The organism is uncultured Thiothrix sp., assembly GCF_937876535.1.
GTDB lineage: Bacteria > Pseudomonadota > Gammaproteobacteria > Thiotrichales > Thiotrichaceae > Thiolinea.
Genome location: NZ_CALFHZ010000003.1, coordinates 69,917 through 82,944, shown reverse-complemented (window position 1 = coordinate 82,944; position 13,028 = coordinate 69,917). Strand labels below are relative to the sequence as shown.

10 protein-coding genes are annotated in these 13,028 nt (G+C 44.6%); 8 read left to right on the top strand and 2 right to left on the bottom strand.

Translation table 11 applies throughout. From position 1 onward, the window contains the following. Nucleotides 1-19: 19 nt before the first annotated feature. Nucleotides 20-1,942 (bottom strand): DUF262 domain-containing protein, encoded by a 1,923-nt coding sequence (locus Q0230_RS01045; RefSeq protein ID WP_298607261.1) that lies wholly within the window; start codon nt 1,940-1,942, stop codon nt 20-22. A gap of 121 nt (nt 1,943-2,063) precedes the next feature. On the opposite strand from Q0230_RS01045, the gene tadA reads away from it, so the two are divergent. The 7 genes from tadA (at nt 2,064) to Q0230_RS01010 (ending at nt 9,502) form a co-directional block, all read left to right on the top strand. Then, nucleotides 2,064-2,594, top strand: a complete 531-nt coding sequence (gene tadA / locus Q0230_RS01040) for a tRNA adenosine(34) deaminase TadA (RefSeq protein ID WP_367274117.1) — start codon at nt 2,064-2,066, stop codon at nt 2,592-2,594. Nucleotides 2,595-2,647: 53 nt separating this feature from the next. Next, nucleotides 2,648-3,079 carry a hypothetical protein gene (locus Q0230_RS01035; protein WP_298607259.1) on the top strand — a complete coding sequence of 144 codons (432 nt, stop codon included), beginning with the start codon at nt 2,648-2,650 and terminating at the stop codon, nt 3,077-3,079. 29 nt (nt 3,080-3,108) lie between these two features. Further along, the gene (locus Q0230_RS01030; protein ID WP_298607257.1) at nt 3,109-3,966 is read left to right on the top strand and encodes a DUF4743 domain-containing protein; all 858 of its coding nucleotides are present in this window, start codon (nt 3,109-3,111) and stop codon (nt 3,964-3,966) included. A 15-nt stretch (nt 3,967-3,981) separates the two neighbouring features. After that, entirely contained in the window at nt 3,982-6,621 is a 2,640-nt protein-coding gene (gene pepN / locus Q0230_RS01025; protein ID WP_298607255.1) for an aminopeptidase N, read from the top strand. A 133-nt stretch (nt 6,622-6,754) separates the two neighbouring features. Further along, nucleotides 6,755-7,573 (top strand): DUF6502 family protein, encoded by an 819-nt coding sequence (locus Q0230_RS01020; protein WP_298607253.1) that lies wholly within the window; start codon nt 6,755-6,757, stop codon nt 7,571-7,573. Then, the gene (locus tag Q0230_RS01015; RefSeq protein WP_298607251.1) at nt 7,563-8,813 is read left to right on the top strand and encodes a DUF5666 domain-containing protein; all 1,251 of its coding nucleotides are present in this window, start codon (nt 7,563-7,565) and stop codon (nt 8,811-8,813) included. Before Q0230_RS01020 ends, Q0230_RS01015 begins: the two co-directional genes overlap by 11 nt. Before the next feature lie 131 nt (nt 8,814-8,944). Next, entirely contained in the window at nt 8,945-9,502 is a 558-nt protein-coding gene (locus Q0230_RS01010; protein WP_298607249.1) for a hypothetical protein, read from the top strand. Between the two features lie 82 nt (nt 9,503-9,584). Here the strand turns inward: Q0230_RS01010 and Q0230_RS01005 are convergent, their stop codons facing one another. Then, on the bottom strand, nt 9,585-11,195 hold the full coding sequence (locus Q0230_RS01005; RefSeq protein ID WP_298607247.1) for a phosphoenolpyruvate carboxykinase: 1,611 nt from the start codon (nt 11,193-11,195) through the stop codon (nt 9,585-9,587). A gap of 242 nt (nt 11,196-11,437) precedes the next feature. Between Q0230_RS01005 and Q0230_RS01000 the strand changes: the two genes are divergently transcribed. After that, nucleotides 11,438-13,000, top strand: a complete 1,563-nt coding sequence (locus tag Q0230_RS01000; RefSeq protein WP_298607246.1) for a DEAD/DEAH box helicase — start codon at nt 11,438-11,440, stop codon at nt 12,998-13,000. Nucleotides 13,001-13,028 lie beyond the last annotated feature (28 nt).

Sequence of the window (13,028 nt, the reverse complement as noted above, 5' to 3'; positions counted from 1 at the left end):
GGATTTTTTTGGTAGCTATTTAAGATTTAAGTTTATTATTTGCGGACATGGTTAACTCAATTTCCATAGTTTCGGCATCAAGTTCCATGTCTTCACCTTCTTCCTCAATGTTTGTGTTACTAACATAAACTGCTTTACCCATTGCCTGTTCTATTAGATCCAGTAAGCGCTTCTGCCGATTCTCCATAAAGCTCTCAAATTGATCGGTTTTTAGCAGTATGGGGTCAATTAAGTGGGAGCGAAGATGCTCATCTAAAACCTCGTTAGCAATCGGTGGTGAGTTACGATCTCCCTGCGCTAATTTAGCCAAATATTCAGAAGGGGCTGCTCCGCCAATCATGCGATTAGTCCGATAAGAAAGCGGTGTTTTATTAATAATTGAATCAAAGATGGCTGGTTTGATATTTTGTTTTTTGCACCAGTCTTGCGGGAAAATATGATGAATATCGACATTTTCTCCAAAGAAAGCTGTGTGGTCAAAACGCTGCCCAGAGCGAAAGTCTTTTGCACCTTCTTTCATCAACAGTGCATTCACCCCTTTGTAGGCCGCTGATAAACGCATCCGCATCGTTTTTAAACGATCAGCGCGAAATAAGGTTTCGCTTACTGTAGTGGGTTCAGATCCTCCTGTTAACCAAACTGGAACCTCCATAAAATCCCGCGCAATACGTGAATCCACTGCCGAACCATACAACTCACCAAATACCCCGTTCCAATACCATTTTTCTAATTTTTCACGATTAGCTGCATGATCTATACCATCACCGATATCAGCCAGAATGGCGGCTAATGGAATGATTTGCGATTGATAGGGTAAGTCAAAAATTCGATAAATGTGTAAAGTATTTAAGAATTTTGCGGCTCGGATAAAGCCTTGCTCAACGAGCACTTCATAACGCTTATAAGCATCTAATGGTAAGCTTAATAAGGCTGCACGATTGCCAGTTACAGCAGGTAACTCTTTGCCTTTTTTTCCGAGTTGTTCCGCAGTTCGACGTTTATCACGGGTATGAAAAAGAGAAATCGCTTGTAGAAAGTCTGTGTTAGCCACATTGGCAAGAATACCAGCGTCTGCATCAAAAGCCCTTGAGATGTCAGCAAAACGCTTATGCCGCCCTTTTGTTGCATCATCGCCATACCAATCTTTACGTAATTCATGGCCTGAGGCAGCATACATAGCTGTTACTAATTCAAACGCATCCAGTGGTTTACCTCCAGTATTTACCTTTTCAAATACAACACAAACAGCTTCTTTAGAGGTGGAACGATCAAGAGCAATGACAGGTACACGATAGTATTTAAAGTTTTCTAGAATATTACGCTTGAAGCTTCGAAATAAATCACGTATTTCATCATTGCCACGCCAATACTCATCAAAGCCATCTTGCCAGCTGTCCCAATCAAATACTTTTGCAACAGGGTACATTAAATTGGCATATTCTTTTTCAGCTGAAGATAGGTCTAGTGTTGCAATACGGCCAAAGTCTGTACGGATAATTCGATCCTGTGGGATACTCAGAATAGCCTCTTCACGATCAAGCGAATTATCTAAAGCATTGCGAATATCAATGTAAAACCAGCGTTTAACTTTTTTATTTTTAGGTGTAATGGTTTCAATAACTTTACCGCGAAGTGTAACTTGATAAAGTGAGGTCATACGCTGTTGACCATCTAAGAGTAAGGATTGTGGCTCGGTCAGTTTAGCCTCTTGTGGAGTGCCCTCTACAGGCCGTGGTTTAAAGTTAACTTCACCGCCGCTATCTAAAGTCATTAAAGCCCCCACCGGAAAAGCTCTTGAGATAGAAGCAATAAGACTTCTGATACGATCCTCATCCCAAACCCAACTACGTTGAAAATCGGGTAGCTGAAGAATACCTTTATGACAGTCGGTAAGTAGTTTGTATAAATCGATAGGATTAGTTTGAAAGGTTGAGCCAGCCATAAATTTTGATGAACCTTATTGAATTCGTGCAAGTTAGCTAATTTTTTACCCTTGAGTTTACGTTAAATGTTGTTCTTAATAACTGAGTTTTTTATGGGTTTACACTAAAGCAAGTTCAAAAATGCTTATAAGTTCACAATTTTATACAAACGAATACTGGCTCCAACATGCCTTACAATTAGCCAAGCGTGCTTATCAACAAGGTGAAGTACCGGTTGGGGCAGTCTTAGTCCGTGATAATCAAATTTTAGGAGAAGGCTGGAATCAGTCGATTAGCCAACACGACCCTACAGCTCATGCCGAGATCATAGCTTTGCGTGCAGCAGGCTTAGCGTCTAGTAATTATCGTTTGCCAAGCACGACTTTGTACGTGACTTTAGAACCTTGTGTGATGTGTGCCGGCGCTTTGTTGCATGCGCGAGTGGAGCGGGTGGTATTTGGTGCTTATGACTTTAAGACGGGTGCAGCTGGGAGCGTATTTAATACCTTATTAGATGAGCGGCATAATCATCAAGTACAGTTACTAGGCGGAGTTTTACAGCAGGCCTGTACTGAACAACTTCAAGCCTTTTTCAGAGAGCGTCGTTTAGCGCAAAAAGCCGCTAAGTTAAATGCTACTAGTCCTATTCAACTCAATAACCTAAAAACCTAGCCGTTACTCTAGTAGCTATTAAGTTATTAAATTTATTTATGTTAGGCTATTGCTTGTTAATTAAGGTTGGCGAGCAATTGGGCTATATGATTAAGACCTTTTTGGTACATGCGGTTAAGGCTACTCAAACCTCACCGGGCAAAGGTCAAATTGTTTGGTTAGTAACAGATGAAAACCGTGTGCCGCGTAAAGTAGTGGGCATCACTGATACAGATGATCAAGGTGTCGTCAAGGCTATCAAACCAATCTACAACCGTGAGTCTCCACTGGTAGAAGCACTCACTCCTTTAGTACGCGGTGATCTAGTTACGGTTGATTTTCGGCCTTTCAACCTTACCCAGGATTATGAGGGGCGGATTGCTTATGAACGCTTGGATGATGGTAATCGGCGTTTCCTTATTCCGCGGTTAAGCAAATTAGCGGCTTTGGCAACCTTATCAGTTGCATTGGGAATTGCGTTAGTACTCATCTACCATTATCTTTGAATACATAATTCCTTTAATAAGCGGCATTCATGGCTTATCTCGATTGCATCCGCCTGTGCAACAATGCACAGCTAGCAGATTATATGGCTTGGCGTATTGATGGCCGCATCTATGGCTGGATTAGCCCTAGTTTTGCCGTACACTTACTAACGTATCCTGAGGTTTTTCAACAATCAGGGCAGGAAATTACACTCTCCACTACTTTGCAAACGCCTGAGCAACGTACTCAAGCGCTTGATCAAGTCATGTGGAGCTTACATCAGCAAGGCGTGATTGATACCTGGGTAGGGGAGCGTTATCCGGTTTGTTTGGGTTATCAACAAACAGCTGTCTTAACAGTTGAGCGGGCAGCAGCTGCTTATTTAGGAATCAAAAGCTTCGGCATTCATGTCAACGGTTTGGTAGAGAAGTCTGATGGGGTGTATGTTTGGGTAGGCACCCGCACTTTACGTAAACCCTTTTGGCCGGGGAAACTCGATCAAATGGTTGCAGGTGGCTTGCCTGTTGGTCTGAATTTGCTAGAGAACCTAGTCAAAGAAGCGCAGGAAGAGGCGAATATTCCCACAGAACTAGCCAAACAAGCAGTCGCAGTCAGTACCCTGCATTATCGCCAAAGTTTAAGCCGCGGTTTAGAAAATTCGAGTTTATTTATTTACGATTTGTGGCTACCAAAGGATTTTCAGCCAGAAAATACCGATGGGGAAGTCGAGCAGTTTCAATTAATTCCCTTGGCTGAAGTAGCAGCCTTAACCGCACACGTGACTGCATTTAAAGATAATTGCAATCTAGTCAATATTGATTTGTTGTTACGACACGGATTTATAACCAAAGCTGATCCAGATTATGCCGCTATTCAGCAGGCTTTATATGCTGAGATCAGCGATTAGCGATAGGAAGTCAAAATGAGAGAAGGGCAGCCCACTACGATTTATTTAAAAGACTATAAGCCTCCTGCTTATCAAGTTGAAACCCTTAAATTAAAGTTTGAACTAGGTGACGAATTTACCCTAGTGACCAGTACCGCCCACTATCAGCGCGATGCACGTAATATTACGACGAATAGCCTAGAGCTACAGGGTGAGGATTTAGAACTCGTCAGTATTCAATTAGACGGGCGAGTTTTGCAAGAGGGGGAGGACTATCGTCTGAATGCGGAAGGTATGCAGGTTTTAAACATGCCAGAGCAGGGCACACTCGAAATGACTACCCGCATTTATCCGCAAAAGAATACAGCCTTGGAAGGCTTGTATCAGTCGAGTGGTAATTTCTGTACGCAATGTGAGGCACAAGGGTTTCGCAAAATCACCTATTACCCTGACCGCCCCGATGTGATGAGCTTATTTACTACCGATATTATTGCCGATAAAACTAAGTATCCGGTGCTCTTATCTAATGGCAATCTGATAGCTGGTGGTGAATTAGAAGAGGGTAAGCATTGGGCGCGTTGGGTTGACCCTTATCGCAAGCCTGCTTATTTGTTTGCCCTAGTTGCGGGTCGTTTAGAGCATGTGGAAGATTTTTATACTACAGGCTCAGGGCGCAAAGTAACCCTACGTATTTACACTGAACCGCATAATATCAATAAATGCGATCATGCCCTGCAGTCCCTCAAGCGTGCTATGCGTTGGGATGAGCAGCGGTTTGGTTTGGAATATGATCTTGATATTTATATGATTGTCGCGGTCGATGATTTCAATATGGGGGCGATGGAGAATAAAGGCTTAAACGTCTTTAATTCTAAGTTAGTGTTCGCTAGCCCTGAAACTGCTACCGATCAAGACTATATCAATATTGAATCAGTGATTGGTCACGAATATTTTCATAACTGGACAGGGAATCGAGTCACTTGTCGCGATTGGTTTCAATTGTCCTTAAAAGAAGGCTTAACGGTGTTTCGTGATCAAGAGTTTACGGCTGATTTACATTCACGAGCAGTTAAACGCATCGAAGATGTACGCATGTTGCGTACCTTTCAATTTACCGAAGATGCAAGCCCGATGGCGCATCCAATTCGCCCCGCTTCCTATATGGAAATCAATAACTTCTATACCATGACCGTATATGAAAAGGGTGCAGAAATCGTGCGGCTCTATCAAACCCTTTTAGGTCGTGAAGGTTTCCGCAAGGGGATGGATTTGTACTTTGCACGCCATGACGGTCAAGCCGTTACCACGGAAGACTTCTTAGCGGCAATGGCGGATGCGAATGGCACTGACTTAAACCAGTTCCAGCGTTGGTATGATCAGGCTGGTACACCGGAAGTCAAAGTGACTATGACGTATGATACCGCCGCACAAACCTGCACCTTACATTGCCTACAGACTTGCCCACCGACCCCAGAAAGCCAGCAGAAACAAGCTCAACTCATTCCATTGCAAATCGGTTTATTAGCTCAAGGGGGTACTGACTTGCCGCTGTATTTAGAGGGGCAAACTTGTAATGGTATTTTGCAGTTCACGCAAGCCGAGCAAAGTTTCACCTTTACCCAAGTAACCGAGCAGCCTGTACCTTCACTCTTACGTAATTTTTCTGCGCCCGTGCGCTTAGACTATCCCTACACCGAAGCTGAGCTGATTTTCTTAATGAAGCATGACAGCGATGCCTTCAATCGTTGGGATGCAGGCCAACGCTTAGCGCTACGGGCGATTCAAAATTTATTGTCTGATCTTAAGCAGGGTGATCCTTTAGGTTTAAGTCATGAATTTATCAGCGCTTGGCAAGCGGTATTAACCGATGAAAGTTTAGATCCAGCTTTACGGGCTGAGGCTTTGACGCTGCCCTCGGAGACCGATATTGCTGAGTTGGTTCGTCCTGCTGATCCCGCCGCTATTCATCAAGTACGCGACTTTATCTTAAGCACTCTGGCAAAGACTTTACGCTTGGATTTCGAAGCGATTTTTCAAGCTTACCAAGAGCGTGGTGTCTATCAAATTGATGCAACCAGCATGGGTAAGCGCCGTTTGAAAAATGTCTGTTTAGCGTATCTGGGGTATTTAGAGGATGCGGCAATTCCTGCTTTATGTGCTGAGCAATATGCTCAAGCGAATAATATGACTGATGCGCTAGCAGCGTTAGGGGTATTAAATGATATGGATTGCCCAGAACGCACGGCTGCTTTAGCGCATTTCCTTGAGCGTTGGCAGAATGATCCATTAGTGATGGATAAGTGGTTTGCTTTGCAAGCAAGCTCCTCATTGCCGAATACTTTACAGCAAGTTGAACAACTCTTGAGCCATCCGCTGTTTGATATGCGGAATCCGAATAAAGTGCGTGCGCTCGTGGGTAGTTTTGCGATGCGTAACCCTTGGCATTTCCATGCTGCAGACGGCAGCGGTTATGCTTTCTTGGCAGAACGAGTGTTATGGCTGAATGAGCGTAATCCCCAAGTTGCCTCACGCATGGTACGGCCCTTGATGAATTGGCGGCATTATGAAACAGGGCGGAGTGGGTTGATGAAGGCTCAACTTGAGCGCATTCAAGCTCACCCAGGGTTATCTGCAGATGTGTATGAAATTGTGAGTAAGAGCCTAGCTAATGCTTAGTTAAGCTTAGCTACTTGATGCACATAGAAAACCCTCCAGTGGAGGGTTTTTTGTTATAAACGGGAAAATTTTCCCACCCATTAGTCGTTTTGCTCTTGCCCTATTTGTTATAATGGGAATAAAATCCCATTCCATGAGCAATACACTGCGCGCTGCGTTCTACCAAATCCTCAAAGGCTTAATGCGAATTTTGTATCGCAAGGGCGTGGCGTTTGGTGAATTTACGCAATTAGCCAAGCAGGCTTATATCGATGTAGTAGAGGATGAGTTAAACCAAGTCGGAGAACGCGCTACGACCACACGAATTGCAGTGATTACGGGTTTAACTCGCAAAGAAGTTACGCAACTACGTCAATCTGAACTGAGTGAAGTGCCACCGCGGTTCAATCGGGTGTTACGTGTGGTGAATGCTTGGTTGAATGATGCAGCGTTTTTAGATAGTGAAGGTCAAGCTGCCGTCTTAGCTTTTCGTGGAGCTGAGCCAAGTTTTGAGCAGTTAGTGCAGCGTTATAGTGGCGATATGTCGAGCTTCGCCATGCTGGATGAAATGCGCCGGATGAATTTGGTTGAAAGCTTAGAGGATGGCTCAGTGCGCCTCTTGAGTGCGGTGTATATCCCCGATGCTGAGGATGAAGCTCAACTGCAATTATTAGGTACGGATGTGTCGCTACTAGTCATGACAATTAATCATAATTTAACTGCATCCGCTGATGAGCGCTATTACCAACGCAAAGTCAGTTATAACAATTTGCCGCTTGAAGTGTTGCCTGAGTTTCGAGCCTTTGTCCGCAAGGATGCTCATCAACTTTTGCTGCGTTTTAATCAATGGTTATATGAGCATGATCGGGATAGCAATCCGACGGTGCAGGGTACAGGACGCATGCAAGCAGGGGTAGGTATTTATTATTTTGAGCAGCCAGCTGCTACCAAGGAAGCCAATCATGAAAATTAAATTAACGGCTCTGTTGGTCGGCTCTGCTCTGTTTTTAGTCAGTTGTGGGGACTCACTTACCCTCGCTGAAGGTGGTATGAGTGGAACGGGTATTACAACAGGGCGGATTACTGGCTTTGGCAGTATTTATGTGAATGGCATTCACTACGATGTCGATAATGCCTTATTTTATCGCAACGGCGCACCAGTGACGGATCAAACCAGCTTTGCTGCAGGCGAGTTTATTACTGTGACTGGCTCACTCAATAGCGATGGGATTAGCGGTATTGCTAGCCAAGTAAAGTTTGATGGTTTGGTAAAGGCCACTGTGGAAGCCATCGCGGCTGATGGCAAGAGCATTAAGGTACTGGGACAGACCGTCCAAATTGATTTGTTAACCGTGCTACATGGTTTTGATCAGATTAGTGATTTGCAGCTAGGCAATTTAGTAGAAGTGTCCGGCGATCGTTTACCTAATGCTGCGATTAAAGCCACCAGTATCAGTTTAATAGCAGGTAGCTATCAAACGACGGACGGCTTACAAGTAGTTGGCGCTATCAGTGCTTTGAATCCGCCACAGAAAACCTTCCAGTTGAATGGTTTAACGGTGAATTATGGTGCAGCAAATTTGGTCGGTTGGAATGATAAACCTTTAGCCAATGGGCAAATCGTGCAAGTGAAAGCCAGCGCATTACCAGTGAGTAATGTGTTAGCGGCTAAGCAATTAAGCTTACAAACGACTCAAGGCCAGTATCCAGATAAATCACGTTTGGAGTTGGAAGGGATTGTCAGTGCGATCACTGCAGCCACTCAATTTACCTTAGCAGGGCAAACCGTGATCACGACTGCTAGCACTCAGTTTATTGGTTTAAGTGCGAGTAATTTAGCCCTAGGTTTGACCTTAGAAGTGGAGGGCAATGTGGATTCCAGTGGCAATCTGCAAGCGGAGCGAGTGATCTTACGTGATGTGTCTTCGAGTAATGGCAAGGAATTGGCCGGGCAAATCACTGCGATTGATAAGACACTGAATACGATTAGTTTAGCTGGTTATATTCTGTATTTAGATAATGGCAGCATGCTGCTGAAAAATTCGCAAACTGCTAAACGTTTAGCCCAGCGTAGTGGTCATCATGAGGTGACTAAGTTTGAGGATTTGGTGGTGGGTGATTACATCGAAGCCACAGTGATTCAGTTCGCTGACGGAACTTGGCATGTCTTACGACTGGATCGCGGTGGGCGGCCTGATCAACTGCCTCAGTAGTTTATAAGCAATTTTCAAGGTGCTAGCCTTTTGTTGCTAGCGAATGAAAAAACCCGGTGGTTCAGCACCGGGTCGACCGACTTACCTAAGTTAGGTAAGACTTTTAGAAAAACTTAAATGGAGTTCAGTCCATGCGTATACAAACAGCTTCTATCATTCTGTTAGGCAGTTTATTGTCTATTTCTACGGCCAGCTTTGCCAAAGGTGGCGCTCCTAATCATTCTGGAGTTTCCGGCAAATCTTCTGTCTTTACTGCTATTTATGATACAGACGGTGATGGCGCTGTGACAACTGCTGAAGTCACTGCAGTACGCACTGCTGATTTTAATGCAGTGGATACCGATAGTTCAGCTACTCTTTCTTTAGCTGAATATCAGAACCTCGAAACCAATACACAAACCCGCGAAATCAAAGCGATGTTCAAAGTCTTAGACACTGATTTGAACAGTGCTTTAAGCCTCAGCGAGTTTGCTGCGAATACATCGGTGACAACCGCAGTCAGTAATGCTTTTGCCTTAGCCGATAGTGATAATAACTCAGCGCTGAGCTTAGATGAGTTTACCGTTTTACAAGGCTATAAAACCGGCTCGATCTGGGGCTTTGCAGCTTTAGATACCGATGCTAGCAAAACTTTGAGTTTGACTGAGTTCTTAGCAGGCCGTCCGGCTGGAACTGGTGGGAAGCATTAATCTTAAACAAGAATAGGGCTAGACGGTTGAAACAATCTCCCCCATTTTTGATTTTGCTTGGGGGAGATTATTAACTAGGTGCTTAGCGACCCGCTAAAGGCCCTGCATTACGTACTTCTTCAGTAACATAATCGGCAAAGCGAGCAAAGTTTTGATGGAAAGCTGCCGCTAATTGATTCGCTTTCGCTTGGTAAGCCGCTTTATCTGCCCAAGTAGAAGCTGGATCTAAAACTTCATTGGGGACATCGGGGCAGCTTACTGGAATATTCAAACCAAAAATTGGATCAGTGCGGGTGTCCACATTATCCAAATCACCTTGTAAAGCCGCATTCAGCATGGCACGCGTATGGCGAATTTTCATTCTGTTACCTACGCCATAAGGGCCGCCACTCCAGCCAGTGTTTAATAACCAGCAAGAAACTTTGTTTTGGTTGATTTTTTCGCCCAATAAGTCGGCGTAAACCGAAGGGTGTAGCGCCATAAACGGAGCACCAAAGCAAGTACTAAAAGTAGTCGTTGGCTCAGTCACCCCTTTCTCAGTACCTGCGACTTTAGCAGTGTAACCCGACAAGAAGTGATACATGGCTTGTGAGGTAGTGAGCTTAGAAATTGGCGGTAACACCCCAAAAGCATCGCAAGTCAACATAATAATATGTTTAGCATGACCCGCTTTACCAGGATAAAGCGCATTAGGAATCTGAGTGATGGGGTAGCAGGCGCGGGTATTTTCAGTGAGGCTAGCGTCATCTAAATTAAGTTCGCGGCTATCCATATCCATGACCGTATTTTCTAATACAGTGCCGAATTGGTGAGTGGTGGCGTAAATTAAAGGTTCTGCTTCAGCGGAAAGATTGATGACTTTCGCATAGCAGCCGCCCTCTAGATTGAAGACACCTTGATCGCTCCAACCGTGTTCATCATCGCCAATTAATAAACGCTCAGGGTCTGCGGATAAAGTCGTTTTGCCTGTACCCGATAAGCCAAATAGAATTGCTACGTCGCCTGCTTTACCCACATTGGCAGAGGCATGCATGGACATAACCCCTTGTTGTGGTAGGAGGTAGTTCATAATAGAGAATACCGATTTCTTAATCTCGCCCGCGTAATGTGTGCCACCAATGATGACTAATTTGCGTGCGAAATTGAGCAGAATGAAAGCCCCGGAGCGTGTACCATGTTGCTCAGGATCAGCTTGCATATCAGGCACATGCAGAATCGTAAAACGTGGCTCATCCATGCCTAAGCTACGCTGCAAATCTGCTGGGCGGATAAACATGTTTTGCGCAAACAAGGCATGCCAAGCATATTGAGTAATTACCCGTACTGGCAATTCAGTGGTGGGATCAGCGCCCGCTAATAAATCTTGTACGAAGAGGTCTTTGCCGCTTAAAAATGCTTGAGCTGATTTTAGGACTTTATCGAAATTTTCTTCACTAATCCCTTTGTTAACTTCACCCCACCACACTTTGTCATGGCTGCTAGCTTCATCAACGATAAATTTGTCATTAGGAGCACGGCCAGTAAATGAACCAGTGTAGGCTACCAGAGTACCACCTTTGCCCACATGTGCTTCACCGCGACGCATCGCTGCTTCGTACAGAGCCGGCGCAGATTGATTCCAAAAAATATCCTTGATTTGAGCCAAACCTAAAGTAGCCTCTAGGTGTGCAGAGAGCTTGGTGTTAACCGTCATGATGTTTTCCATGCTAAAAAAATCAACTTGCACTGAAGCCAGCATTTTTAATCGGGCGGCGTTCAGTAGGGCAACGTAGTATAAGCGGTTTTGAGAGTTTTTGCGTTATTTCGACTTGTAAAATAAATACTATAGCTTGTGGATTGCGACATTCTACGCCACTAAACAGTGCGTTTGTCGTCTAAGAGGGAAGCCTATGTGCCTACTTAGCTGTTTTTTATGGTTTGTGGTATGATTACGACATGGAAAATCAATATTTAAGCTCAATACGTTTCGACTCATTTAGCCTTGATGAGCGAATCTTAAAATCTCTGAATGCAGCCGGGTTTGAGTACTGTTCGCGTATCCAAGCAGAGACTTTGCCGATTGCTTTAAATGGACAAGACATCACCGGTCAGGCACAAACGGGCACGGGCAAAACGGGCGCTTTCTTAGTTGCGACCTTTCAACGTTTATTATCGCAACCTTTGATTGATGCGCCGTCTGGTTCTGTGCGTTGTTTGATACTAGCGCCCACTCGTGAGCTAGCTATCCAAATTGCACGCGATGCCGAGGTTTTGGGCAAATATACGGGCTTAAATAATGTTTTGGTTTATGGCGGGGCTGCTTATGAAAAGCAGCGTCAGCAATTTACTCAAGCCGTTGATGTATTGATTGGTACGCCGGGGCGGGTAATTGATTATTGGAAGCAGGGCGTTTTCGATTTTAAACATACGCAAGTGATGGTTTTGGATGAAGCTGATCGTATGTTTGATATGGGGTTTATTCAAGATATTCGTTTCTTGTTGCGGCGTTTGCCCGAACCCACTGAACGTTTGAATATGCTGTTTTCCGCTACCCTATCGCAGAAGGTGCTAGAGCTGGCGTATGAGCATATGAATAATCCGGTGCCAGTTAAAATCGAAACAGATTCAGTGAGTGCGGATAATATTAGCGAGTCGATCTATTTTCCGGCTAACTCGGAAAAAATTCCTTTATTGGTCGGCTTAATTCGTCAGCTTGAGCCGCAACGAGCCATTGTGTTTGTAAACACTAAACATAATGCTGAACGGATTGAGGCTTATTTAAAAGTTAATCAAATCAAAGCCGCGATGATTTCTGGCGATGTGCGCCAAAACAAACGCGAACGCTTTTTGAAAGATTTTGGTGAAGGCCGCTATCAAGTCTTAATTGCGACGGATGTGGCCGCACGGGGTTTGCATATTCCCGCCGTATCACATGTATTCAATTTCGATTTGCCACAGCTCGCTGAGGATTATGTACATCGGATTGGCCGGACTGCACGTGCAGGTGCTTCAGGTGAAGCACATAGCTTTGCGTGTGAGGATACCGCCTTTTATTTGCCAGAGATCGAAAACTATACCGGTAAAACCTTGCCTGTGATTGCAATTAGCCCAGACTTATTGCCGGAAATTCAACGTCCGCAACGTGGACATCAAACGCGCTCTGTTGTGCCAGCTGAGCGTCATGAACGTGAACAGCGTAAGAAACCTCGGGAAAAGCAACCTATTCAACAGACATCTAGCCCAACTGATGAGCCATCCACTCTAGAAAAAGATGCATCAGTAACTTCACAAGTTCCAGTCATTGACTCTGCACTGCCAACGGTTGTTGCAGTTGAGGCTGTTGTGGCTGACTCCTCAAGTTCGAGTGTGCCACGCCCACGACCTACCGCTTCGATAGCGTATATGTTTGAAGAGAACAATTTAGAGCGTGTTGAACCTGAGCCTGATCCTAATGCTACTAATCAGACGAAGCGGTCGCATCAGCGGTACCGTGGCTCAGCGCATTCTAAAAGTCATTAAAACGATCTAAATTAAATAAAAAAGCCAC